A 26,376-nucleotide genomic window follows, 5' to 3' on the forward strand; every position below is an offset into this window, starting at 1 on the left:
CCTGATGGGACCTGCGTTTCAAAACCTAGCGGTGCAAGTTTGTCCCCGCACTCGCCCGCGGTCCACCCCCGCCTTTCAGCCCCGCCGGCGTGTGAGCGCGAGGTCTGGGGCGGAGCCCCGGTTTCGGGAAGGGGCGGGACGGGGGGAGGAGCCCCGCGCAGCGGAGGGGGCGGCGTCAGGCCGGGCGGACGGCCCGGTCGCGGTCCGCCGCCGGGGCGGAGACGCGCTGGGCATCGTGCCCCGCCTGGGATGGAAGCCGTACGGGCTCGGCGCCGGGCTCGGCCGGCTCCGCACATTCCATGGCCCGCGGCAGCTTCAGCGCCATCAAGGCCCCCGCGAGCAGCAACCCCGCACTCACCATGAGCGTGACGTGCAGCCCGTGCACGAACGAGTGCCGCGCCGCCGCGTACAGCGCATCACCCGCAGCGCCCCCGAGGGCCCCCGCGATCTGATACGCCTCGCCCAGAGAATTCGCCGCCCCCGCCGCATCGGAGGCCGAGACCCCCGGCACGTGCACCAGCCCCGGCGCATAGGCCGCGTTCATGACACTGCCGAGCAGCGCGATGCCCATACCGGCGCCCAGCTGGTACGAGGTCTCGCCTATGGAGGCCGCACCGCCGGCCCTGTCGGCGGGCGCCTCGCTCAGCATCGACTCGTACGCCGCGAACAGCGTGGTCTGCAGACCGAAGCCGAGCAGGACGAACCCGACGGTGAGGAGCACCGGCCGGTCGTGCTGTCCCATGAACGTCAGCAGCAGCACGGCGAACGCCGTCAGCACGAAGCCGAGCGACACCATCGTGCGCGGCCCGATCCGGGCCAGCGTGTACGACCCGGTGGCGCCTGCGGCCATCGCGGCGAAGGTGAGCGGCAGCAGCCGCAGTCCGGTCTCCAGCGGGCTGAGGTGCAGCACCAGCTGGAGGTACTGGACCGCGATCAGCTCCAGACCGACCAGCGCCAGCATGGCGAGCACGATGCACCCGACGGATGTCGAGAAGGCGGCGCGCGAGAACATCCGCATGTCGATGAGCGGGTGCGTACGCCGCTTCTGCCGCCGGACGAAGAGGATCAGCAGCAGCGCGCCCAGCACCAGCGGCACCAGCGCCTCGGCGTCGAGGAGCCGGCGCTCCGCGCCGATCCGCTTGACCCCGAGGACCACGCCGAGCACACCGCCGGCGGCCATCAGCGCGCCGAGCACGTCCCAGGGCCCGTCGCAGGACCCCTTCGACTCGGGCAGCAGCCAGCGCCCGAGCGGCAGGATGAGCGCCATCAGCGGGATGTTGATCAGGAAGACCGAGCCCCACCAGAAGTGCTGGACGAGGAAGCCGCCGAGCACGGGCCCGCTGGCCGCGCCGATGGCGGCGACGGCGGTCCAGATGCCGATGGCGAGGGCCCGCTCGCGCCGGTCGGGGAAGACCTGCCGCAGGATCGACAGGGTGGCGGGCATGATCATCGCGCCGCCGACGCCGAGCAGGGCGCGGGCGGCGATCAGGACCTGGGCGTTGTCGGCGAGGGCCGCCAGGGCGGAGGCCGCGCCGAAGAGCCCGTATCCGAGCAGGAGTATCCGGCGGCGGCCCACCCGGTCGCCGAGGGTGCCGAAGAGGATCAGAAGGGCGGCGCACACCAGGGGGTAGGCGTCGACGATCCACAGGAGCTCGATCGAGCCCGGGCGCAGGTCCTCGGTGACGGAGGGGACGGCCACGTGCAGGATCGTCGCGTCGAGCGCGACGAGGACCAGGCTGACGCAGAGGACCGCGAGGACGAGCCAGCGGTTGGTCCCGCCGGAGGCGGCCTGCAGCCGCAGCCGGAAGGCGGCCGCGTTCGTCCCCGACATGGATGTACCTCCCAGATGGTCGCTCGCACTCGGCGGACCAGCGCTTTGCGGAGCCACGGTCGTGGTGGGCACTGTGCGGCGTCCTACGGGGTCCGGCATCGACAGGCGAGTGAAGGGTCAGCGTACGCGAGTTCGCTTGCCCGACACGTGGTCAAGCTCTCATAGCGGAGGAGCCCGCGGTGTGGTGTGCGCCACTCGGATCACCCTGCCCTCCCCTCCTCCCCGGGTCCACCGCCGGGAGGTGCCCCCACCGCGTACACGCGCGGTCACGACCTGTGGTTCTGCGCCGACGGCAGGCGCCGGCGCCACCGATAATCATGCCTGTGGAAGATCTTGGATTTCGCCGGGCCGCGCCCGCCCTGGCCGCCTTCGCGGGGGTCCGGCTCCTCGGGCTGGCCGTGCTCGCGGTCTGGGGCGCGGCCGTCGGCAGCAGTCCGCACACGCTGCTGTCGGCGCGCTGGGACTCGCTCTGGTACGCCCGCATCGCTGCCGAGGGGTACGGGTACGAGGTGGTCCTCCCGAACGGGGACGTGCACTCGAACCTGGCGTTCTTCCCGCTGCTGCCCTGGCTGGAGCGGCTGGTCGCGGCGCCGACCGGGCTGTCGTACGGCTCCGCGGGCCTGGTGGTCTCGGTGGTGGCCGGGCTCGCGGCGGCCTGGGGGATCTTCGCGGTCGCGGACCTCCTGCACGGCCGCCGGGCCGGGGTGTTCGCCGCCGGAGCCTGGGCCGCGCTGCCCGTCGGCGTCGTCCAGTCGATGGCGTACAGCGAGTCGCTGTTCACGGCGCTGGCCGCCTGGGCGCTGTACGGGGCCCTGCGCGGCCGGTGGCTGACCGCCGGCCTGCTCGCGGCCGCGGCCGGGCTGACCCGCCCGGTCGGCGCCGCGGTGGTGGCGGCGGTGTGGGTGGCGGCCCTACTGGCCCATCGGCGTGGAGAGCGGTCCCGGCGGATGGCGGCCGGGATGCTGCTGGCCCCGATGGGGGCCGCCGCGTACGTGCTGTGGGTCGGGGCGCGCACCGGCGGCGGGCTGCTCGGCTACCTGGACGTGCAGGGCGGCTGGGGCAACGGCTTCGACGGCGGCTGGGCCTTCGCCCGGTTCATCGGGGCGAAGCTGGCCTCGCCCGCGTTCCCCGCCGGGGCCGGGCTGATCGCGGGCGTCGTGCTCGTGCTGTGGCTGTACGCCCTGTGCCTGCGGCAGCGCCAGCCGGCCCCGCTCCTCGTCTACTGCGGGATCGTCGTCGCGCTGGCGCTGTGCGCGTCGGGGTACTTCGGCTCCAAACCCCGGCTGCTGCTGCCCGCGTTCCCGCTGCTGCTGCCGGCGGCGGTGGCGCTGGCCCGGTGGCGGACCGGGCGGGCGCTCGCGGTGCTCGGCGCCGTGGCGCTGGGCTCGGCGGTGTACGGGGCCTTCTGGCTGAACGGGTCGGGACCTCCCTAGGGGCCCGCGCGCGGGCTCCCGGAGGTCCCGCATCACGGAATGGATCATTCCGATCCATCTTTGAGCAAAGTAATTGAGCGGCACCGATAAAGCCCGGCTAAGTGTGCGAAACAATGGCCAGGCCAATGGATCAACGCGGCTCCAACTAATGCCTAAATCCGAGGAATTAAGGCGCGCGTGAGACCAACTCCACATCACATGGTCATCACAAAGCCCGTGATTCGACCGGGCCGCCCATCGGCGCGCGGTAACGTCGATTGAGTGCGTACCGACCAAATCCTGACCCGTCTGGAGCGGGTGTTCGCCCGGCTGGACCGGGAACCAGAGCGACCGGCTCATCTGCAGACACCGCAGATGAGCCGGCACCGCGTCGTGCTCCTCGGATCGACCCTCGCGTTCTACCTCGCGATCGTGGTGGCCGTCCTGACCACGTCCTGGCTCGTCCGCCTCGACTGGCAGGTCATGTTCTTCCGGCCCTACGAGCAGTGGCCGCAGCTGCACGCCTTCCTCGACTACCTCGTGGTCCTGGGCCAGCGCGGACCCACCGCGGTCATGGTCGCCGCATGGCTCGGCTGGCGCTCCTGGCGGCAGCACACCCTCCGCCCGCTGATCACCCTCGGCGTGGCACTGCTCCTGCTCAACGTCACCGTCGGCGCCGTCAAGCTCGGCCTCGGCCGGCTCGGCCCGCACTACGCCACGCAGATCGGCTCCGCCGAGCTCTTCGCCGGCGGCGATATATTTCCTTCCGGCCACACCGCCAACGCCGTTGTGACCTGGGGAATCCTGGCCTACCTGGCCTCGACGACGGTCACCCGGCGGGTGCTGTCCGTGGTGTCCGCGGTCGTCTCGCTGAGCGTCGGCGCCACCACCGTGTACCTGGGCACCCACTGGGTCAGCGACGTGCTGCTCGGCTGGTCCGCAGGTCTGCTGATCATGCTGGCGCTGCCCTGGTTCGAGCCGCTGATCGCCGGGGCCGAGGCCCGCGTCTTCGCGCTGCGGGAGCGGCTGCGCCGCCGGCTGGAGACCGGAAGCGTGCCCGTACCGGTCGCCACCGTGCTCACCCCGATGCTCTCCGCGGGCGGCAAGTGGCAGCTCCGGCTCACCCCCGGGGCCACCGGCCGGCCGGAGCCCGCCGCGGCCGCACCGGCGACCGCCCCCGCGACCGTGCAGGCGACCTCCGGCCAGGCGCACGCCCCGGTGCCCCGGCCCGCCGCACACGTCTCCGGCCGGCCGCACCTGATCCGGTCCGAGCGGACCCCGGTCACGCCGGCCGGCAGCCGCCGCCCGGCGCACACCGAGCGGCCCGCCGCCGCGGCACGGGCCGCGGCCCGTCCGGCCGCCGGCGGCTGAGCCACCCCCGCAAGGGACTTCGCGGGACGGTACGCACCACCTCACCCCGCAGCCCCGACGGGCCCGAGGCGGGCCGGGTCATCACCCGGCCCGCCTCGGCCATTCCGGTGGTCCGCGCCGTACACATGACCGGAACGTCAGCGCCGCGCCCGGACGTTCGTCCGTACCGGGTCACGCTTGTGTCACGGAATGTCGACAGTTCTTTGACGCGGCCGGCTTCATCCGGACAACCGCGGAAGTGAGCGCGGGCCATTCTTTTTCCGGCACGCGGGATGTCCTCCGCACATCCCGATTCGCATTTCGCCCGAGTGTCCCGGAATTTCCCCGTGGATTGCCGAGGTCCACCCTGCGCGGCCACGTGAACACCCCTCGGTTTCCTTACATCTTCTCCACGGCTCGCCCGAGAAGGTCCCGGGCCGCTCTGATCCGGTCCGTCAGCTCCGGCGGCTCGAGCACCTCGAACTCACAGCCGAGCAGCATGACGTGAATGACGAGTACGTCGAGGTTGACGGCCCCGGTGCGCAGCAGGCAGCTCTCGGCGTCGACCGGCTCCAGCGCTCCGTCGCTCGGCCCCACGATCCGGGCCGCCGCCTCCGCCGGCATCTTCAGCCGCAGCACCGCCCGGGCCGCGTACGCAGCCTGCGACACACCGCGCGACACGTACGCGGCGAGGTCCTCGGCGGGTGCCGGGCGCGGGGTGAAGCGCGGTCCGTGCGGCGGTCTGGGCTCGATCCGGTCGGCGCGGAAGGTCCGCCAGTCCTCCCGGTCCACGTCCCAGGCGACCAGGTACCAGCGCCGCTCGGTGCACACCAGCCGGTGCGGCTCCACCACGCGCCGGCTGACGTTGCCCTCGTGGTCGCGGTACCCGAAGCGCAGCCGCTCGCTGTCCCGGCACGCGGCGGCGAGCTCGGTCAGCACGGCCGGGTCGACGGTGGCCCTGGCCGGCCCGCGGAGCATCGGCACGGTGAACTCGTTGAGCGCCGACACCCGCCGCCGCAGCCGCCCCGGCAGCACCTGCTCGAGCTTGGCGAGCGCCCGTACGGAGGCCTCCCCGATCCCCTCGACGCCGTTCCCCGCGGCCGTCCGCAGGCCCACCGCGACGGCGACGGCCTCGTCGTCGTCGAGCAGCAGCGGCGGCAGCTCGGCACCGGCGCCCAGCTGGTAGCCGCCGCCGGTGCCGGGGCTGGCGTTCACCGGGTAGCCGAGCTCCCGGAGCCGGTCCACATCGCGCCGCACCGTCCTCGGGGTCACGCCGAGGCGCTCCGCGAGATCGGCGCCGGTCCATTCGCGGTGGGCCTGCAACAGGGACAGCAGGCGCAGCAGTCGTGCGGAGGTCTCCAGCATGCCGAGCAGTCTGCCGAAAGCCCGGCCGCCTTCCGAATCGCCCCCCGCGGGCCGAAACCCCGTCAGGGAGCGGGGACGGCCGCGGGAGCCGGCGTACGCGTCGGGACGGGGGCCGGTGCCGGAGTGGGGGCGGCGGGCTCGGCCGCCGCAGCGGCCGGTGGCTTCGGTGCCGCCGACGGCTTCGCGACCGAAGCCGGGACCGGAGCGGCCGGAGCCGTCGGAACCGGCGTCGGGGCCGGCGTCGGGGCCGGGACCGGGACCGGGACCGGGACCGGAGCCGCCGGGGGCGATGGCGGCAACGCCAGCAGCGTGCCGACCACCAGCGCCTTGGGCTTGGGCCCGATCACCGCCCGGTTCGCCTCGTACAGCGCCTTCCACCCACCCTTCACCCGGTACCGCCGGGCGATCCCGTCCAGCGTGTCCCCGGTGCGGACCACGTGCATCCGGCCCGCCAGCCCGTACCGCTTCGAGCACACCGGCCACGCGTCCCACCCCTGGTCCCCCAGCACGTCCTCCGCGACCCGGATCTGCTGCTCCCGGCTCGCCAGATCGGCCCGCGCCGCGAACACCAGCCCCCCGTACTCCTCCCACGTCGGCTGCCAGAACTGCAGGCCCCCGTAGAAGCCGTTGCCGGTGTTGACCGCCCAGCGCCCGCTGCTCTCGCAGTCGGCCACGCAGTCCCAGGGCCATTGCCCGCCCGGCCCGCAGTCCCCCGGCCCGTTCCCGATGGTCCCTGGCGAGCCGGGGTGAGCCGCCCCCGCAGGCCCGGGTGCGGGGGGCGGCGGGGCCGCGCCGGCCCTCGACGGGAGTACGAGGACGAGAGCCAGCGCGGCGGCGGCAGCGGCCGCGGAAGCGGCCCGCCGGATCCGGAGGTCGGGCATCGCGTCACGCTACGCAGCACCGCGCCGCCCGCCCGGGCCCGCCACGCGGCCCGTCTCGCACCCCACCCGGACGGCCGATCCGCCGCCCCTCCCGAAACGGCCAGGAGCGGCCATCAACTGCGCACACCCAGACAACAGTTGGCATGTAAACAAAGCCCCGGTCCGACCGTTCACCCCTCCGGGGGCCAGGTTCGATTCCGTTCCCTCCAACGGCGTGACCCCGGCCGCCGCTCGGCCGTTGAGCCCGGCGAGCCGGGAACCGCCCGGCCCCCGCTCGCCTAGTCCGAGGAGCCAGCCCGTGCCCCGCATGCTCGACGTCAGTGATGAGGTACGTGCCGAGATCGGTGACGAAGAAGCCGAGAGGCTGCTCACCGGCGACGACGCACCGCGCAGCTACGACTGCACCTCCTGCCGCACTCCCGGGGACCCCGAGACCGACCGCACCAGCACGGTGCTGTTCGTCGGCGAGGAGACGGCCGTCCTCGCGTTCGCCCACGCCGGCTGCATCCCCTCGCAGGTGGTCACCGTCTCCGAGGAACAACTGCAGGGCGCGGTCCGCAGCATCACCGGCGACAGCCCCGCCGGCGGCGGATCCGCCGAGGCCGCACCGCAGAACGTGCCCGGCGGCCAGGCCGTCCTCGGCATCACCAGCGGCCTCGTCCTGATCGGCGGCGAACTGCACCCCGCCCTCGTCGTCGAGCCGACCGCGCCGATCGCCCGCCCCGGCACCACCGGCCCCGGCGACGACTTCCTGCCGCTGCTCATCGAGCAGGGGTTCATCCCGGTCACCGACACCGCCGAGCTGCCCTCCCCGCTCGCCGGCTGGTCGGTGCTGCTCGCCGCGGGCCTGCTGCACGCCGTGCTCCAGCCCGGCGCCGAGGGCGGCGGCCAGGTCGCCTGGTGGCAGGCGCACCAGCCGCTGTCGGTCACCGACGGCTGGCGGGCCGCCGTCAACAAGACCCAGCGCGTCCTCATCTACGCCGCCCCGGTCGGCTCCATCGGCCAGCAGCCCCGCGAGGACCTGCTCCGCGACGCGCTCGACAAGGCCGCCGCCGGCGGCAAGCTCGTGGCGGCCTCGATGCCGCTGGCAGGCACCCCCGGCGCCTGACGCCCGGCAGGGATCCAACGGCTGCGCCGCCCCTCCCACCAGGGGCGGCGCAGCCGTGTGCCGGTGGGGACGCCCCACCGGCCATCTGCGTTTTCTGTCCCCTCCCCCGCATCCGCAGGGCCCCGGGTTCGTTGGCTGATACGTGCATTCATACGACCCCTCCCGCGCCCCTGCCCCCGCGAGCACCGTCTCCCCGATGCGCCACGCAAGGGGCCGGGACAGCGCTCCGGCCGCCCTCTCGCACACCCCGATCTACGACACGCTGTACTCGGAGTACCTGCGTGCCTTCCGGGCCCTGCCGGGCGACCGCACGGGCGAGGAGGACCTCGGGTTCACGGCGTTCTCGTACGGCGGCGCGTACGCGGGGGGAGGCAGCTCGGCCTACGGCGCCGGCAGCGGCACGTACGGCGCCACCTCCGGCGGGAGCGGCAGCGGCTCCGCGTACGGGAGCGGCTCGTACGGTTCCGCATGGCAGACGGACCCGTGGCCGGCCGCGTACGCCCCGGCGCCACAGCCCTCGTACGCGTACGCCGGGTCCTCCGCGGCCGACGGCGGCGACCACGCCGGCTCCTCCGGCACCGGCTCCGCATACGGCGGCGGGCGGCAGCACCAGACCGGGATGCACCACATCCCGGCGGCCCTGCCGCCCGCTCCGCGCCGGGGCTACTGACCCCGGACCACTGCCGCTGCTACTTCTTCTTGTACTGCGCGCCGCGCTTCTCGCGCACGCGCACGGAGATGTGGATCGGCGTCCCCTCGAAGCCGAACTCCTCGCGCAGGCGGCGCTCGATGAAGCGCCGGTAGCCGTGCTCCAGGAAGCCGGAGGCGAAGAGGACGAACCGCGGCGGCTTGCTCCCCGCCTGGGTGCCGAACAGGATGCGGGGCTGCTTGCCGCCGCGGATCGGGTGCGGGTGGGCCGCGACGACCTCGCCGAGGAAGGCGTTCAGCCGGCCGGTCGGGACGCGCGTCTCCCAGCCCGCGAGGGCCGTCTCGATCGCCGGGACCAGCTTCTCCATGTGACGGCCGGTGAGCGCCGAGACGTTGACGCGGGGCGCCCAGGCGACCTGCTGCATCTCGGTCTCGATCTCGCGCTCGAGGTAGTAGCGGCGCTCCTCGTCGAGCTCGTCCCACTTGTTGTACGCGATGACGATCGCGCGGCCGGCGTCGACGGCCATCGTGATGATGCGCTGGTCCTGGACGCTGATCGTCTCGGTGGTGTCGATCAGGATGACCGCGACCTCCGCCTTCTCGACGGCGGCGGCCGTGCGCAGGGAGGCGTAGTAGTCGGCGCCCTGCTGGAGGTGCACCTTCTTGCGGATGCCCGCGGTGTCCACGAACTTCCAGGTGACGCCGCCGAGCTCGATCAGCTCGTCGACCGGGTCGCGGGTGGTGCCGGCCAGCTCGTTGACGACGACCCGATCCTCCTTCGCAACCTTGTTGAGCAGCGAGGACTTGCCGACGTTCGGGCGCCCGATGAGCGCGATGCGCCGGGGCCCGCCCACCGGGGCGCCGCCGAAGGTCTGCTCGGGCGCCTCGGGCAGGGCCTCGAGGACGGCGTCGAGCATGTCGCCCGTACCGCGGCCGTGCAGCGAGGAGACCGGGTGCGGCTGGCCGAGGCCCAGGGACCACAGGGAGGCCGCGTCGGACTCGCCGCTCTGGCCGTCGACCTTGTTCGCGCACAGGACGACGGGCTTGCCGGCCCGGCGCAGCAGCTTGACGACGGCCTCGTCGCTGTCGGTGGCGCCGACCTTGGCGTCGACGACGAAGACGACCGCGTCGGCGGTCTCGATGGCGTACTCGGCCTGGGCGGCGACGGCGGCGTCGATACCGAGGACGTCCTGCTCCCAGCCGCCGGTGTCGACGACCTTGAACCGGCGGCCGGCCCACTCGGCCTCGTACGTGACGCGGTCGCGGGTGACGCCCGGCTTGTCCTCGACGACGGCCTCGCGGCGGCCGATGATGCGGTTCACCAGGGTCGACTTGCCGACGTTCGGGCGGCCGACGACGGCGAGCACGGGCAGCGGCCCGTGGCCGGCCTCCGCGATCGCGCCCTCGACGTCGTCTACGTCGAAGCCTTCCTCCGCGGCGAGCTCCATGAACTCCGCGTACTCGGCATCGCCGAGCGCTCCGTGGTCGTGCTGGTCGTTCATGAAGTCCGTTCCTCGTCGTTCGTGGTGGTCGGTGGTGCCCGCGCAGCGCGGGACCACTACTGGGTCAAGTCTCGCTCAGCGCCCGGTGAGGCGCTTGGCGTCGGCCAGGTGGGTGGTCAGCCTGCTCTGGATGCGTGCGGTGGCCTCGTCCAGGGCCGTTCTGGTGCGGCGGCCGGTGCCGTCGCCCGCGTCGAAGGCGGAGCCGAAGACGACGTCGACCCGGCTCTTGAACGGCGGCAGTCCGCGGACCAGCCGCCCTTGGCGCTCGGTGCTCCCCAGCACGGCCACGGGCACGACGGGCGCGCCGCTGCGGACCGCGAAGTACGCGAGCCCGGCGCGCAGCGAGGCGAAGTCGCCCTCGCCGCGGGTGCCCTCGGGGAAGATCCCCAGGGCCCCGCCGTTGTCGAGCACCGCGAGCGCCTTGCTGATCGCGCCCCGGTCCGCGCCCGTACGGTCGACCTTGACCTGGCCGATCCCGTCCAGGAACGGGCCGAGCGGGCCGACGTACGCCTCCTTCTTGATGAGGAAGTGCAGCGGCCGCGGGGCGGTGCCCATGACCATGGGCCCGTCGATGTTGTGCGCGTGGTTCACGGCAAGGATGACGGGGCCCGAGGCCGGCACGCGCCAGGCGCCCAGTACGCGCGGCTTCCACAGCCCGTACATGAGGCCGATGCCGATCCGCCGGCCGAGCGCCGCACCCTTGGGGGAGGGCGTTTCGCTCACTTGCGCCCCGCCCGCTTCTCTGTGTCTGCGTCTCGGCTCTGCCGCTCTACGACGAGGGTCACGACGCATTCGATCACCTGGTCGAGCGTGAGCTCGGTGGTGTCGACCTCGACGGCGTCGTCGGCCTTGGCCAGCGGAGAGGTCTTGCGGCCCGAGTCGGCGGCGTCGCGCTTGATCAGGGCTTCCCTGGTGGCCGCGAGGTCCGTGGCGTCCTTGCCGCGCAGCTCACCGCTGCGGCGTGCGGCGCGGGCCTCGGGGGAGGCGGTCAGGAAGATCTTGAGGTCGGCGTCGGGCAGGACGGTGGTGCCGATGTCCCGCCCCTCGACGACGATCCCGCCCTCGGCCGAGGCCGCGATGGAGCGCTGGAGCTCGGTGATCAGGATGCGCACCTCGGGGACGGCGCTGACGGCGCTGACCTTGGAGGTGACCTCCTGCGTGCGGATCGGGCCGGAGGCGTCCAGGCCGTCGACCGTGATGGTCGGCGCGGCCGGGTCCGTACCGGAGACGATGCCGGGCTTGCCGGCGGCCACGGCGATGGCGTGCGGGTCGTCGGTGTCGATCCCGTTGGTGATCATCCACCAGGTGATGGCCCGGTACTGGGCACCGGTGTCCAGGTAGCGCAGCCCGAGCTTGGCGGCCACGGCCTTGGAGGTGCTGGACTTGCCCGTGCCGGAGGGACCGTCGATGGCGACGATCACGGCGGACGGAGCTGCGGTTTCCACGGTGCGGGCACCTTCCTGGTTGCGCGTACGTGTCCGGGCGCGCCAAAGCGCCCCTCACCAAGGTTACCGGCCCCCGGCACCGGCGCCGCCCAGTACCGGGGAGGAGGCCCACGGGACTACTGCTGGCGCAGGGCCCAGCCCCGTTCGCGCAGCTCCGCGGTCAGGGTGGCGGCCGCCCTCGGGTCGACCATCAGCTGTACGAGACCGGCCTGCTGGCCCGTGGCGTGCTCGATCCGAACGTCCTCGATGTTGACCCCGGCCCGCCCGGCGTCGGCGAAGATCCGCGCGAGCTCACCCGGCTGGTCGCTGATCAGGACGGCGACCGTCTCGTACGCGATGGGCGCCGCGCCGTGCTTGCCCGGCACCCGGACCCGGCCCGCGTTGCCCCGCTTCAGCACGTCCTCGATGCCGGCCGCGCCGCCGCGGCGCTTCTCGACGTCCGCGGACTGGAGCCCGCGCAGCGCGTCGACCGTCGCCTCCAGGTCGGACGCGATCCCGGCGAGGACGTCGGCCACCGGCCCCGGGTTCGCCGAGAGGATCTCCACCCACATCCGCGGATCCGACGCGGCGATCCGCGTCACGTCCCGGATCCCCTGCCCGCACAGCCGTACCGCCGTCTCGTCGGCCTCCTCGAGGCGCGCCGCGACCATGCTGGACACCAGCTGCGGGGTGTGCGAGACCAGCGCCACCGCCCGGTCGTGCGCGTCGGCGTCCATGACCACCGGTACGGCCTTGCACAGGGCCACCAGCTCGAGGGCCAGGTTGAGCACCTCGTGGTCGGTGTCCCGGGTCGGGGTCAGCACCCAGGGCCGGCCCTCGAAGAGGTCGGCCGTCGCGGCCAGAGGCCCCGACTGCTCCTTGCCGGCCATCGGGTGGGTCCCGATGTACGCGGTGACGTCCACGCCGAGGGCCGCCAGCTCCCGGCGCGGCCCGCCCTTGACGCTGGCCACGTCCACGTACGCGCGGGCCACGCCGCGGCCGATCGCCTCGGCCAGGGTCGCGGCCACGTGGGCCGGCGGTACGGCGACGATCGCGAGGTCGACCTGGCCGTCGGGGGCCTCGTCGCTGCCGGCGCCGAGCGCGGCGGCCGTACGGGCCTGGGCCGGATCATGGTCGGCGAGGTGGACGGTGATGCCGCGGGCGGCCAGGGCGAGCGCCGCGGAGGTGCCGATCAGTCCGGTTCCGATGACGACGGCGGTTCTCACGGGGGCGCTCCAGAAATGGGATACGGATACGGGCGGGTACCGAGTAGGGGTGCCTAACGGCACGTCAGGGCCAGGGTAGCCAGCGCACGCGGCACGAGGGCCCGGCAGCCCGTCATGTGGGACGGCGGCCGGGCCCTCGGTGCACGATCAATGTCGCCCACTCCGCTGCGAGCCGCCACTTGGTACGGGGAGCGGCGGCTGCGGCTGCGGCTGCGGCTGCGGCTGCGGCTGCGGCTGCGGCTGCGGCTGCGGCTGCGGCTGCGGCTGCGGCTGCGGCTGCGGCTGCGGCTGAGGGCTTCGTGCACTGCTCGGCGGACCGCCCGACGGTGCTCGAGATCGCGGACGCGCACTACCGCGAGGTACCGGGCCCGCTGCTGGCCGTCGAGCTCGACGAACGGGCCCTGACGTCGGAGGTCCGCCGCGAGGGTGAATCCGGCGGCCGCTACCCGCACGTCCACGGCCCCCTGGACCGGGCGGCCGTGGTCCGCGTCTGGGAGGTCGTCCGCACGCCGGGCGGCCCGGCGGAACTGACCCCGTGGGGGCCCTAGGGGGGTCGTCGGCGCGGGGGCTTCTCCTGCGGCCCGGGAGGCGCCAGGATGCTGCTCGCCATCCCCCCATCCCGGACGGATCGAGGAGCAACCCCATGAGCGACCCCACGCCGACCACCCGCCGCACCGTACTGGCGGCAGGTGCCGTCGCCGCGCTGGCCGGCGGCACGCTCACCGCGTGCGGCGGCGAGGACAAGAACCCGAAGAGCGAGCCGGGCGCCGCCTCCACTCCGCAGGCGGCGCAGTCCCCCTCCCCCTCGTCGGAAACGGCCGGCGGCAAGCCCCTGCTCAAGTCCTCGGCCGTACCGGTGGGCGGCGGCACGGTCCTCAAGGAGGAGAAGCTGGTCGTCACCCAGCCCTCGGCCGGGTCCTTCCGCTGCTTCACGGCGGTGTGCACGCACCAGGGCTGCCTCGTGAACAAGGTGGAGGCCGGCACCATCGACTGCCCCTGCCACGGCAGCAAGTTCGAGATCACGAACGGCGCCGTGGCCCACGGCCCGGCCACCCGCCCCCTGGCGGAGAAGAAGATCACGGTGGCCCCGGACGGCAATATCTCGCTCGCGTAGCGCAGCCACGCCCGCCTACGCTCCCCGGATGAACGAGCAGTCGACGCCCGCGGAAACCCCGGACCTCACCCTGGTGCGCGACCACACGGTCTACGCGTGCGTCATGGGCTCCCGGGCGTTCGGCCTGGCCACGGAGGCGAGCGACACCGACCGGCGCGGCGTCTACCTGGCCCCGACCCCCCTCTTCTGGCGCTTCGAGAAGCCGCCGACGCATGTGGAGGGACCGCGGGAGGAGGAGTTCTCCTGGGAGCTGGAACGCTTCTGCGAACTCGCCCTGCGCGCCAACCCGAACATCCTGGAGTGCCTGCACTCCCCGCTGGTGGAACGGCTGACCGCGGTGGGCGAGGAACTCCTCTCCCTCCGGGAGGCCTTCCTCTCCCGCCGGGCCCACACCACCTTCACCCGGTACGCGGCGTCCCAGCACGCCAAACTCGTCGCGGACGTCCGCATCCACGGCGCCCCGCGCTGGAAGCACGCCATGCACCTGCTGCGCCTGCTCCTGTCCTGCCGCGACCTCCTGCGCACGGGCCGCCTGACGATCGACGCCACCGAGCACCGCGACCGCCTCCTGGCGGTCAAACGCGGCGAACTCACCTGGCCCGAGGTCGACACCTGGATGACCCGCCTGACGGCGGAGTCGGAGACGGCCCTTGCCACGACCCCTCTCCCCGAAGCCCCGGACCTGGCCCGGGTGGAGGACTTCCTCGTCCGCACCCGCCGGGCCGGCGCCTCTGCGTAGCCGACCGCAACGACCGACCGGCCCGGACTGCGAGCAGTCCGGGCCGGTCGGGTGATGGAGAGAGGTCAGCGGTGGCTGACGAGGACGTGCGCATCCCCGTTGCCGGTGCCGGCGATCCCTGCCCTCTGAGCGATGTATCCGGGTACCACCCAACCCTGCCAATACCCACTGGAGTATCGGGCATTGTGGTACGTGATGCCATCGGGGGCCACAGCGACCAGTTGCGCATCACCCGTGGACATACCGGTGATGGCCACACTGGTGGCGTTGTTCACCTCTCCGATCGGGCTCCAACCTTGCCAGTTGCCGTCCACGTGACGGATGTCGTGGTAGAGGACACCGTCGCTGCGGACCGCTACGAACTGGGCGGAGCCGTTCGGCATGCCCGCGATCGCCACCGATGAGGCAGCGAAGTAGGGACCACCCTGGGGGCCGCCGAGCCCGTTCCAGCCCTGCCAGTTTCCGTTGGCATAGCGGGCGTTGTGATAGAGCTTGCCGTCGAGTCCGATGATCACGACCTGCATGTCGCCGTTCGGCATGGCTGTCGCGGCGATCGCCTTGGCGCTCCAGGTCGAGGCGACGTTCCAGCCCTGCCACCTCCCGTCGTTGAAACGGGCGTTGTGATAGATCCGTCCGTCAGTTCCGACAGACATGATCTGTGCGTCACCGTTCGGCATACCCGCGATGGCCTCGGCTTGCGAACCCCAGGTGGAACTGCCGCCAGTCCCCCGGAGGGCCTCCCAGCTACTCCAGAAGCCATTGGTGAAGCGGGCACGGTGGTAGAGCTTTCCGTCGAGGCCGGTGCCCAGTACCTGCACCGAACCGTCCGGAGTCGAGGTGATGGCCTGCTCCCGTCCCTGGAAGTAGCCGGCCCCGCCCACTCCGTTCAGCGGGCTGAAGGGGGCCCAGCCGCCGCTCGCCGCCCTGATCGAATGGAAGAACGCACCACTGGGAGCCGGGTGGGCGTCGATACCCGCCATCACGTTGCCGAGAGGGATCCAGCCGTTGGCGCTGGCCTTGTCGCCGCCGTTCCAAGCGTGGACGTTGGCGCTGTCGTTGGGCCCGGCAAGGATGTAGTCGGCGTTGGCGTCTCCGTTGAAGGCACCGAACTGGACGAGCTGGTGGTTGGCGGTGAAGCCGGTGCTGACCTGACCGAGGTTCTGCCAGCCGCCGGCTCCGTCACCGCCCTTGTTGAGGGAGACCTCGACGGCCCCGTTGTCCTGGATCAAGTGGTAGTCAGCCTTGCCGTCGCCGTCGAAGTCCGCCCAGCGCACGTGGGCACGGTCGATGGTGGCTCCGCCCGTGACCTTGCCCAGGTTCTGCCAGCCGCCCGTTGCGTCGCCACCCCTGTTGAGGTGGACGAAGACCGCGCCGACAGCGTCGTAGAGGAGGTAGTCGGACTTGCCGTCACCGTCGAAGTCGGCAAGGCGGACCTTGGTGGGATCCGTGGTCTGGCCGGCGAAGACCTGGCCGAGGTCCTTCCAGCCGCTTCGGCCGTCAGCGCTGCCGCCCTTGTTGAGGTGGACGGTGAGCGATCCGTTGGGGTTGATGAGCTGGTAATCGGCCTTGCCGTCGCCGTCGAAGTCGGCGAGGCGGACCCGCGAGCGGTCGTTGGTCTTCCCGAGCATGACCAGGCCCAGCAACTTCCAGCCGCCCGCGTTCTCGCCGCCGTTGTTGACCTGCACGGACACGTCGCCGTTGTCGGCGATGACCGTGTAGTCCAGCTTCCCGTCGCCGTCGAAGTCCGCCCAGCGGACCCGGTCGACGCTGTTGCCGACCTCGTTGGCGGCCGTCGGCACGTGCGCCAACCGGTTGTCGACGATGATCTCGGCGCCGAAGGACTGCCCGTCGGCTCCGGGCTGCTTGGCAGACCAGGCCACGACCTTGTTGTCGGGCTTGCGCGCCCAGAGGTCGGGCAGGCGGTCGCCGGTGACGTCGCCGACCGACCCGAGGGTCGGGTAGGCAGCCTCGGTGAATCCAGAGGCGATCTTCACGCGACTTGCTGCATTGCCCCAGGCAGTGGGGTCGAGGTTCCCGTCGGGACCCTTGCTTCCGTAGGCTCGGAACACTTCGCCGGTGGTGTTGTCACGCAACCACAAGTCGGGAACGGTGTCTCCGTTGAGGTCACCGGGGGTGATGACGGTGAACTTGTCCCAGTCACCGTTGCCCACGAGTACGGGATCCTTCTCGCCGTCAAGCGTGCTGTAGACAGTGCCGTAGTGGGCCCAGAGCTGATTGCCCTGCCGGATCAAGAGGTCGGGACTGCCGTCACCGTCGATGTCACCTGGAGCGGCGATCTGCTCGGCGTTGTACCAGTGATCGTTACGGCTCTCCACGGCGTTGAGTGTCACGCCGGAGCCATCGCCGAGCACGCCCTGGCCCGTGTTGTGGAAGGTCGAGAGCACCTTCCGGCTCTCGGAAGCGACGTACTGGAGAGCGACGAGGTCGTTGTAGCCGTCACCGTCCCAGTCCCCCTGAGAGGCGATCTGGGCGCCCGAGAGGTCCGTCTTGCCGCCAGGCTCCGCGGTGAACTTGCCGTTGCCTTGCCCCGCATAGGTGGACAGCTGGCCCTTTGTATCAATGGACCAGATGTCGCGGAATCCGTCACCGTTGAGGTCACTCGGACCGTCTGAAATGGCGGAACGAGACGCGTAGTACTGGTACGTGGCGGTATCGGAGCGGTTACCCGCCTTGTCCACGGTGTAGGCGTAGACGAAGTGGGGTCCGGCCCCAGGTGGGGTGATGGACGCATTCGCACCGGGTGCCACCGACTTCAGTCGCGGCTCGGAGTCGGTGTAGTACCAGATCTCCTTCGCATCCTTCACGCCGTTGGCGCCGAAGGTGAAGGTACCCTCGCTGCGCGCCTTGCCGGTCGTGGCGGGCCAGCCCGCCCTGCCGTCGGGGAACTGCACGGAACTGACTGTCGGCGGCTGACTCGGCCGGTCTCGGTCCACCTCGAACTTACAAGTGGCGGACCAGCCGGAGGACGCTCCGTCCTGGTCCTTGGCACGCACCTTCCAGGTGTAGCTGCCCGTGGGCAGGGCACCATCGACAACGGACCAGGTCACGACCTGTCCCTTGTTCGCCGCCAGGGACTGGGTCACCACCGGGGCTGCCTGGCCCTCCTTGAAGAGCTGGAACTCCGCCTCGAGGTTGCCTCCGTCCGCATCGTCGACCTTCGCGTACAGGCTCATCCGTGCATTGCCGACGACGCCCCCGTCGGTGCATGAGGTCCCGGGAGACGTTCCCAGACCCGACGGTGTGCCGGGAGGGTTGTTGTAGACCGTCTCCAGCGTGATCGTCTTGGGGTCGAACCGCTTCCACTGGTACACGTCACGCTCGTCCGGCGCGTACAGGCCGAGCGTGACAGCGGGCCAGCCGTTGGCCGCGGACTCCTGAACGAGGCTGGTCGCGTCGAACTCGAGGTTTCCGGCCCCACATTCGTTGCGGCCCTTGGCCGCGTTCACGGTGTCGAGCTTGCGGCCCTGCTTGGGCTGGTTGTTCCACGTGGTCGAGGAGGAGATGGGGTCGGTGCTCCACAGCTCCACAGGTGTCGGCGTGCACGACCAGGACCACGTCTCCTTGATCCGGAACGTGGACTTGGTGACCTTCGCGCCCTTGAGGTTGGCGGTGTCGAGCTCGAAGAACGAGCGCGACAGCCCGTTCGTCTCGCTCTCGTAGCCGACTCGGACGTCCTGCTTGGTGTTCCAGTAGGAGTTGTTCGGCCAGCTGCGGTAGGCCCAGGCCCAGTTGTGGTGCTCGCTCCAGGCGACCGAGGGGTCGATGAACACCGGGTACTTGGTGGCCGCACCGGTCAGCAGCGCCTGGTCCGGCTTGATCTCCAGGGTCCCGCCCGACACCGTCGTGGGCATCTGGGCGTCCTTGGCCCCGGACGGCGGCACGAACACATCCGACGGCGCCGGCGGGGTACCCTCCGCGGCCACCAGCGCACGCGACGCCGTGGTCTTGGCCACGGAGGCCGAACCGGCGGTGGTCGTGGAGTCCCACATCATCGGCGTGGACGCGGTGAACACGTCCTGTCCGGCAGGGTTGACCGCCTTGATCAGCCCGGTCGTCCCGTCCGTGGAGACGTTGAGGCCCACCGTGTCGAGCTTGAACTTCAGCGTCGCGAGATCCGGGTGCTTGGCGGCAGCGGCCGTCTTCACGATCAGCAGCTGTGAGAACCCCTCGACCTCGGCCTTCAGCTGGAGGTCCACATCCGGCAGCACGTTCGCGTACGTGGCCACGTTCCCGGCCAGCGTGGGCTTCGGCAAGGCCTTCGGCCACGTCAGCGAGAACGTCCGGCCGTCCTTCACGCCCGACAGGAACGGCCCGGTACCGCCGCCCGAGAACGTCACCGAACCGGCGACCGCCTTCGAGGCGACGGTCCCGTTAGCCGTGAACTGCAGCGTCGGGTCGGTCGCCACCCAGGCACCGCCGCGCCGCACGCGCACCGGAGTTCCGTACCGCTTCACGGACCACTTGCCGGTGGGCATGGCCCACGTGTCCGAAGACTGCGTCCGCGCCTTCACCAGTTCGTAGGGCTGCCCGGTCTCCTTCGCCTTCTTCAGAGCGAAGTCCTCGGCACTCATCGAACCATCGGCGACGGGATCGGCCGACGCTGCGACAGCTGCAGTCGGAGCCAGGACAACCAATCCCGTCGCAGCCATTCCCCCCACAAGAGAAAGAGAGATACCGGCCAAAATAAAACGCATATCTCGTCGACCCCAAAGAGGTCTCCCCTCCAACACGCAAACTCCCCACCATTTGACACTTGCCTGATACCGGGCGCGACTCTACCGGCACACCAACCACGCCACGCACCCCACCTGCGACTTCACCGCACCAGCACACACGTGTCCGCTTTTTCACAACAAGGACATCTTTGCATTCATTAGGAGCAAACAGCGGCAATTCATGCGATCTGACGGTCCGTCCGATAGTCCAAATCACCCCTGTTAGTCTGCGCTCCGATAATTTCAATACAGCAGTTGGGGTGGGGTGTGAGACGATTTCGCATGCGAGGACTTTCTGCAGCATTGGCTGCCGCGGTCCTCGCCGGCGTGCTGCCGGGTGCAGCAGTAGCGGCAGAGGCCAAGAACGGCCCGCCATTGCCGAGCCTGAAGCAGCCGAAGGCAGTTCCGGTGACGAAGGTCGCCGCAGGCGGTACGAAGCGCCCGGACGCGGCGGCCGCCGATGCATCGAAGAAACAGAAACCGAAGGCAACGTGGCCGGCTCCTGGCTCGGCCGAGGTCTCCCTGGCCACGGGCGGGCGCGCCGGCAAGCTGCCGGTCACGGTCTCCCCTGCCGATGCGGGGCTGGCCAAGTCGGCCCTGTCGCAGAACGCTCCGGCAGCCGGCGTCATCAATCCCGGTCGGGTCAAGGTCTCCGTGGCCGACAAGAACGCCGCCCGCAAGGCGGGCGTCGACGGCGTACTGCTGTCGGTCGGCCGTTCGGACGGCGCGCCCAACTCCCTCCCGGCCAAGGTCGAGGTGGACTACGACTCGTTCCGCGGCGCGTACGGCGGCGACTATGCCGCCCGCCTGCACCTGGTGGAGCTCCCGGCCTGTGCGCTGACCACTCCCGAGCGCGCGGAGTGCCGTACGCAGAAGCCGCTGAAGACGAAGAACGACACCCGCACGGCCAAGCTCTCGGCGCAGATCAGCACCCCGGGCACGACGGAGACCGCAGGTAAGCCGGTCCAGAAATCGATGTCCGCGGCGGCAGCCGCCGCGCCGAGTTCCATGGTCCTCGCAGCCACGGCGGACACGTCCGGCCCGACGGGTGACTACAAGGCGACCTCGCTCCAGCCCTCCGGCTCCTGGAACGCAGGCGGTTCCACCGGCGCGTTCTCCTGGTCGTACAACGTCGACGTGCCGACCGTACCGGGCGGACTGGACCCGAAGATCAGCCTGGGTTACAGCTCCCAGTCGGTGGACGGGAAGACCGCCGCGTCGAACACGCAGGCCTCCTGGATCGGTGACGGCTGGTCCTGGGAGCCCGGTTTCATCGAGCGCAAGTACAAGTCCTGCGAGGACGACAAGACCGGCGGTACGAACACCACCAGGGTCGGCGACCAGTGCTGGTTCAACGACAACGCCACGCTGTCGCTGAACGGCAAGTCCACGGAGCTGGTGTACCAGCAGGGCAAGGGCTGGCACCCGGCATCCGACTCGAACGAGAAGGTGGAGAAGCTCACCGGGGCATCGAACGGTGACCAGGGCACCGCGGGTGTCGACGGTGTGGGCGAGCACTGGAAGGTCACGACGGCCGACGGCACGCAGTACTTCTTCGGTCTGAACCGTCTGCCGGGCTGGAAGGACGCGTCCACACCGACGACGAACTCCACCTGGACCGTCCCGGTCTTCGGCAACCAGGCCGGCGAGCCGTGCTACAACGCCTCGTTCGCGAGCGGCTGGTGCCAGCAGGCCTGGCGCTGGCAGCTCGACTACGTGGTCGCCCCCGGCGGTGACGCGATGGCGTACTACTGGAAGACCGAGACCAACAACTACACCCGCAACGTGTCGGCGACGACGGGCAAGGGCACGGTCACGCCGTACATCCGCGGCGGCTGGCTCGACCACATCGACTACGGGCTGCGCGCGGACTCGGTGTACACGGCCAAGGCGATGGGCCAGGTAACGTTCGACGTGTCCGAGCGCTGCCTGACCGGCTGCGCCACCTTCGACGAGACGAACGCGCCGAACTGGAAGGACTCCCCGTTCGACCTGTTCTGCAAGGACGGCTCGACCGAGTGCAAGGACCAGAACTCGCCCACCTTCTGGTCACGCATACGCCTCACCGGGATCAACACGAAGATCCTGACCGGCGGCGCGTACAAGGACGTGGACTCCTGGACGCTGGACCAGAGCTTCCCTCCGTCCGGTGACGGCCTGTCCACTCCGCTGTGGCTGAAGTCCATCATGCGCACGGCCAAGGCCGGCGACGCCGAGGACATCCCCCTCAAGCCGGTCACCTTCGCCGGCGAGCAGAAGCCCAACCGCGTCGACACGACGGGCGACGGCCTCGCAGCGTTCTACCGGCTGCGCATGTACCAGGTGACCACGGAGACCGGGGGCACCATCGGTGTCACCTACTCCAAGCCCGACTGCACGGCTGCCACGCTGCCCAAGCCGGACGAGACGAACACGACTCGCTGTTACCCGGTCAAGTGGGTGTTCGAAGGCGACACGGCCAAGCTGGACTGGTTCAACACCTACGTGGTGACCCAGATCGTCGAGGGCGACAACCTGGCGGACTCGCCGGACAAGGTGACCTCGTACGACTACCTCGGCGGAGCCGCCTGGGCGAAGAGCACGGACGAGCTCACCAAGGCCGAGGACCGGGTCCACTCCGTGGCCCGCGGCTACGAGCGGGTCCAGACCCGCACCGGGGCTGCGAGCGACCCCAAGACCCTGTCCGAGACGCGCTACTTCCGCGGACTGGCCGGCAAGGAGGTCAAGGACTCGGCCGGTGTCGGCGTGACCGACCAGGAGGAGTTCGCCGGCAACCCCCGCGAGAACGCGACGTACAACGGTGACGACACCACCAAGCTCGTCTCCGCCACGTCGTACACCCCGTGGCGTTCGTCGGCCGTCGCAACGCGAACCCGCCCCGGTCTCCCGGACCTCGTCTCGTACAAGACGGGCACGGAGAAGGAGTCGACCCGCACCACGGTCACCGGCGGTACCCGCACCGTCGACAAGACCATGGGCTTCGACGAATACGGCATGGTCGACTCGGTCTCCCTGAGCGGTGACACGGCCAAGACCGGCGACGAGCAGTGCACGAAGACCACTTACGCCCGCAACACTGCCAGCTGGATCCTGGGCAAGGTCAGCCGCGTCGAGACGGTAGCGGTCCCCTGCGGGGCGCCGGTCTCGCGCCCCGCCGATGTCGTCAATGACGTCCGGACGTACTTCGACAACGGCACCCTCGGCACCCTCCCCGGCCTCGGCCTGATGACGAAGATCGAGAAGATCAACGGCAAGGGCGACGGCTACGACCCCGTGTCCTCGGTCCCCAGCACCTGCGGTCCCGCCAAGGACCAGCTCTGCTACGACATCTACGGCCGACAGCTCGCGTCTGCCGACGCGTACGGCAAGGTATCGACCACCGTGTACACGCCGGCCACCGGCGAGGTACCGACCGCGATGGCTGGGACCAACCCCAAGGGCCACGTCACCTCCTCGTCGGTGGACCCGCTCCGGTCCCAGCCGCTTCAGGTCACCGACACCAACGGCAAGGTGACCACGACGGAGTACGACGCCCTCGGCCGCCTCACCAAGGTGTGGCTGCCGAACCGCCCTGCGGCCACATATCCGGCGGCGCCGAGCCGAGTCTTCGAATATCTGATCCGCAACGACGCCCCGAGCGTCGTGACGTCGAAGTCGCTCACGCATGACTACAAGTACGCCGTCAGCTACTCCATCCAGGACGGTCTGCTGCGTGAACGGCAGACTCAAACCCAGTCCCCCGATCTGACCGGCCGTCTGATCACCGAGGTGTTCTACGACACCCGGGGTCTGCCCTGGCGCAATTCCGGCACCTACTACGCCACAGGTGCACCCGACGCGCAGCTGGTCACCGGTCAGCAGACGGCCTATCCGGCCTCCGCCGACACGGAGTACGACGGGGCGGGACGCGTCACCGCGGTCATCGCCAAGAAGTTCGGCACCGAGACGAAGCGCAGCCTGACGACCTACACGGGTGACACCACGACGGTGGTCCCGCCGACGGGCGGGACTGCGTCCACGACGGTCGTCGACGCGTTGGGCCGCGCGGTCGAGCTGAAGCAGTACACGAACGCGGGCCGTACGGCATCCCAGTCCACGCAGTACACCTACAACAAGCTCGGGCAGCTGTCCCAGGTCACGGACCCGGGCAACGCGAAGTGGACGTACACCTACGACGTCCGCGGTCTGCAGACGGAGTCGAACGACCCCGACAAGGGCATCACCAAGACCGCCTACGACGCCGGCGGCAGGGTCACCGATGTGACCGACGCCCGCAACGTCACCCTGCACACCGACTACGACGAGCTCGGCCGGGTGGTTGCCACCAAGCAGGGCGCGACCACCCTCACCGCGTCCGTCTACGACACGGTCGCCACGGGCCAGCTGACGAAGTCGACCCGCTTCGTGGACGGTAAGGCGTTCGAGTCCGAGGTCACCGGCTACAGCGACCTCTACCAACCGCTCACCTCGAAGGTGACCATCCCGGCCACCCCTGACACGGGCGCCCTGGCCGGCACCTACAACTGGACGAACACCTACAACATCGCGGGCCAGATCCTCACGACGAAGCAGCCCGCCATGGGCGACCTGCCCGCCGAGACGGTCGGCAGCACGTACAAGAGCATCTCCGGCCTGCTCAACAGCATGGGCGCGGGCAGCAGCCGCCTCGTCTCGGCCATGACCTACGACCACTATGGCCGCAGCATCCGCGAGGAAATGGGCGCGCTCGGCCAGCGTCTGTACCGCTCGACCGAATACGACGAGCACACGGGTGCCCTCGCCCGCGCCTACACCGACCGCGATGTCGCACCACAGCGCATCGAGGACACCAAGTACGGCTACAACCCCGCCGGTGGCATCACCTCGATCGCCACGGCCTACGGCCAGGACGCCACCCGCACCACCGACACCCAGTGCGTCAACCTCGACGCCCTGAACCGCATCACCCAGGCCTGGACGAACGCGGGCGAGGCCTGCGCCGCCACCCCGTCAACCTCGGTCATCGGCGGCGAAGACCCGTACTGGACGACGTACACGTACGACGCGGTCGGCAACCGCAAGACCGAGACCAAGCACAAGACGGCCTCGGGCCCGACCGCCGACACCGTCCGCACCTACACGGCGCCGACTGCGGGCAAGCACGACCTGCCCAAGGTCACCCAGACCGGCACCGACCCGCACGACGAGACCTTCACCTACGACGCCTCGGGCAACACCAAGACCCGCAAGAGCGGCACCAACGAGACCCAGTACCTGGACTGGGACGCCGAAGGCCACCTCAAGGCCCTCAACCAGGGCACCTCGAGCGACAACTTCACCTATGACGCCTCCGGCCAGCGCCTGCTCCGGAAGGACTCCACAGGCACCACCCTCTACCTGCCGGGCGGCAACGAACTCCGCCTCGACAAAACCGGTGCGGTCAAGGGCACCCGCTACTACGGCGGCGTGGCGATGCGGGAGAACGGCAAGCTGACGTTCCTCCTGGCCAACTACCAGGGCACCGGCACCACCCAGATCACGGCGGACGCCACGCAGGCAGTCACCCGCCGCAAGACCGGCATCTTCGGCGACGACCGCGGCCCCAAGCCCGCTGCGTGGGCAGGCGACAAGGGCTTCGTAGGCGGCACCAAGGACACCGACACGGGCCTCACCCACCTCGGCGCCCGCGAATACGACCCGTCCACGGGCCGCTTCATCTCGGTCGACCCGATCATGGACCTGACGAACTCCCAGCAGCTGCACGGGTACGTCTACTCCAGCAACAACCCGGTCTCCCTGAGCGACCCGTCAGGCCTCATCGAGGCCGACTGCTACCACGGCCACTGCGACGGCCACTACAACCCCCGCGACGACAAGAAGGACGTCGACGACCCGACCCGCAAGAAGGCCATAACCGGGGACTACAACAGCCACAACGAATACCGTGCGCCAACTCTTCTGGAGGACGACCACGGTCTGACGATTCGCCTCCCGAAGAAGAAGCAAGAAGTCTTCATCAAGCTCTACGCACAGCAATACATAAAGGAGACAAGCGACTTCGGACTCGGATTCTCCGAGGAGGACGACTGGATCAACAAGACGCAGGCAATGATCACCGCCTGCGAGCAGATCGGATGCGACGAGCTCGGCTGGTATGTGACTCAGCACGGGAATGCTGTGTCGGCCATCTACGGTCTCGGATACGGCGAGGGAGCAAACCTCGTCGGCATGGCGGGCCTCGGTGGCGCCGCGGGCAAGGCCCGGAGGATTCCGACGAGCAAGCCGACCGGCTGCCAGTGCTTCCTCGCCGGAACAAAGGTCCTGCTCGCTAGTGGCAACTCCAAGAACATCGAGGACATAGAGCTCGGTGACGAAGTCCTGGCGACCGATCCACGCTCCGGTGAAACCGTTATGCGCCCGGTCACCCGCCTGATCGCCACCAACGACGACAAGCATTTCAACAAGCTGTCCATCATGACAGAAAGCGGCGTAGAGGAACTCACTGCCACTCACGAACATCCTTTCTGGTCACCGTCCCAGAAAGCATGGCTTGAAGCAGCCGACCTCCGTCCTGAAATGACCCTGCTCACGAGCATGGGCGACACCGCTGTCGTCACCGCGAATGAGCCATTCACTCGGCACGCCACGACGTACAACCTCACGGTCGACGACGTCCACACGTACTACGTACTAGCCGGTAAGACGGCACTGCTCGTCCACAACTCGAACTGCGTCCTCGGAAGCGGATTCCCAAAGACGCCGCTACCCCGGGACAAGCATGGAAACCCCATTCCAGACCCGCGAGCAGAAGGGGCGCCCCACTCTACGCTGGGAACCCGAACTGGTCGACGCAGTAGCTACGGTCAAGCGATAGAATGGGATGCTGAAGGGCAGCCGGTTCGACTTATCGACTTCACCGACCACGGGAGGCCACAGAATCACGAAAACCCGCATCAACACCCTTACACTCCCAACCCGACAGGTGGCACACCGCAACACGGTCATGCCGAACCCCTAGAATGGCCCTAGAGTGCCTGTGACGATTAAAATCCCCATGCGTA

16 protein-coding genes are annotated in these 26,376 nt (G+C 70.2%); 8 read left to right on the plus strand and 8 right to left on the minus strand.

Annotated elements, in window-relative coordinates; translation table 11 throughout:
- Positions 1-175 precede the first annotated feature (175 nt).
- Entirely contained in the window at positions 176-1,831 is a 1,656-nt protein-coding gene (locus IF09_RS0134050) for an MFS transporter (RefSeq protein ID WP_030302499.1), read from the minus strand.
- A 317-nt stretch (positions 1,832-2,148) separates the two neighbouring features.
- On the opposite strand from IF09_RS0134050, the gene IF09_RS0134055 reads away from it, so the two are divergent.
- Entirely contained in the window at positions 2,149-3,264 is a 1,116-nt protein-coding gene (locus tag IF09_RS0134055; RefSeq protein ID WP_030302501.1) for a glycosyltransferase family 39 protein, read from the plus strand.
- 261 nt (positions 3,265-3,525) lie between these two features.
- Entirely contained in the window at positions 3,526-4,614 is a 1,089-nt protein-coding gene (locus tag IF09_RS0134060) for a phosphatase PAP2 family protein (protein WP_030302503.1), read from the plus strand.
- 378 nt (positions 4,615-4,992) lie between these two features.
- On the opposite strand, the gene IF09_RS0134065 is transcribed toward IF09_RS0134060, so the two are convergent.
- Positions 4,993-5,958: a helix-turn-helix transcriptional regulator gene (locus IF09_RS0134065; RefSeq protein WP_030302504.1), complete on the minus strand. Its 966-nt coding sequence runs from the start codon at positions 5,956-5,958 to the stop codon at positions 4,993-4,995.
- 62 nt (positions 5,959-6,020) lie between these two features.
- Positions 6,021-6,839 carry a transglycosylase family protein gene (locus IF09_RS47600; RefSeq protein WP_078613622.1) on the minus strand — a complete coding sequence of 273 codons (819 nt, stop codon included), beginning with the start codon at positions 6,837-6,839 and terminating at the stop codon, positions 6,021-6,023.
- Between the two features lie 298 nt (positions 6,840-7,137).
- On the opposite strand from IF09_RS47600, the gene IF09_RS0134075 reads away from it, so the two are divergent.
- A complete protein-coding gene (locus IF09_RS0134075) occupies positions 7,138-7,947 on the plus strand; it encodes a hypothetical protein (RefSeq protein ID WP_030302508.1) in 810 nt (269 codons plus the stop codon).
- Between the two features lie 196 nt (positions 7,948-8,143).
- Positions 8,144-8,617, plus strand: a complete 474-nt coding sequence (locus IF09_RS0134080) for a hypothetical protein (protein WP_234321252.1) — start codon at positions 8,144-8,146, stop codon at positions 8,615-8,617.
- Between the two features lie 19 nt (positions 8,618-8,636).
- On the opposite strand, the gene der is transcribed toward IF09_RS0134080, so the two are convergent.
- From der to IF09_RS0134100, 4 genes are all read right to left on the minus strand, one after another.
- Complete coding sequence (gene der / locus IF09_RS0134085) at positions 8,637-10,097, minus strand: ribosome biogenesis GTPase Der (RefSeq protein WP_030302512.1); 1,461 nt, start codon at positions 10,095-10,097, stop codon at positions 8,637-8,639.
- Positions 10,098-10,172: 75 nt separating this feature from the next.
- A complete protein-coding gene (locus IF09_RS0134090) occupies positions 10,173-10,889 on the minus strand; it encodes a lysophospholipid acyltransferase family protein (RefSeq protein WP_078613624.1) in 717 nt (238 codons plus the stop codon).
- The gene (gene cmk, locus IF09_RS0134095) at positions 10,817-11,542 is read right to left on the minus strand and encodes a (d)CMP kinase (RefSeq protein WP_030302516.1); all 726 of its coding nucleotides are present in this window, start codon (positions 11,540-11,542) and stop codon (positions 10,817-10,819) included. The genes IF09_RS0134090 and cmk overlap by 73 nt, the downstream gene beginning before the upstream one ends.
- Before the next feature lie 116 nt (positions 11,543-11,658).
- Positions 11,659-12,747 carry a prephenate dehydrogenase gene (locus IF09_RS0134100; RefSeq protein WP_030302517.1) on the minus strand — a complete coding sequence of 363 codons (1,089 nt, stop codon included), beginning with the start codon at positions 12,745-12,747 and terminating at the stop codon, positions 11,659-11,661.
- A gap of 116 nt (positions 12,748-12,863) precedes the next feature.
- Here IF09_RS0134100 and IF09_RS48110 point away from each other — a divergent pair, with 116 nt between their 5' ends.
- From IF09_RS48110 to IF09_RS0134115, 3 genes are all read left to right on the plus strand, one after another.
- Positions 12,864-13,295, plus strand: coding sequence for a DUF952 domain-containing protein (locus IF09_RS48110; RefSeq protein WP_267882194.1), 432 nt, complete (start codon positions 12,864-12,866; stop codon positions 13,293-13,295).
- Positions 13,296-13,390: 95 nt separating this feature from the next.
- On the plus strand, positions 13,391-13,861 hold the full coding sequence (locus tag IF09_RS0134110) for a Rieske (2Fe-2S) protein (RefSeq protein ID WP_030302520.1): 471 nt from the start codon (positions 13,391-13,393) through the stop codon (positions 13,859-13,861).
- A 28-nt stretch (positions 13,862-13,889) separates the two neighbouring features.
- Complete coding sequence (locus IF09_RS0134115; protein ID WP_030302522.1) at positions 13,890-14,600, plus strand: DNA polymerase beta superfamily protein; 711 nt, start codon at positions 13,890-13,892, stop codon at positions 14,598-14,600.
- Between the two features lie 65 nt (positions 14,601-14,665).
- On the opposite strand, the gene IF09_RS42190 is transcribed toward IF09_RS0134115, so the two are convergent.
- Positions 14,666-19,192: an FG-GAP-like repeat-containing protein gene (locus tag IF09_RS42190; protein ID WP_051833392.1), complete on the minus strand. Its 4,527-nt coding sequence runs from the start codon at positions 19,190-19,192 to the stop codon at positions 14,666-14,668.
- Between the two features lie 552 nt (positions 19,193-19,744).
- Here IF09_RS42190 and IF09_RS0134125 point away from each other — a divergent pair.
- A complete protein-coding gene (locus IF09_RS0134125) occupies positions 19,745-26,344 on the plus strand; it encodes a polymorphic toxin-type HINT domain-containing protein (RefSeq protein ID WP_234321254.1) in 6,600 nt (2,199 codons plus the stop codon).
- The last annotated feature ends 32 nt before the right edge of the window (positions 26,345-26,376 follow it).

The organism is Streptomyces katrae, assembly GCF_000717655.1.
Classification (GTDB): domain Bacteria; phylum Actinomycetota; class Actinomycetes; order Streptomycetales; family Streptomycetaceae; genus Streptomyces; species Streptomyces katrae_B.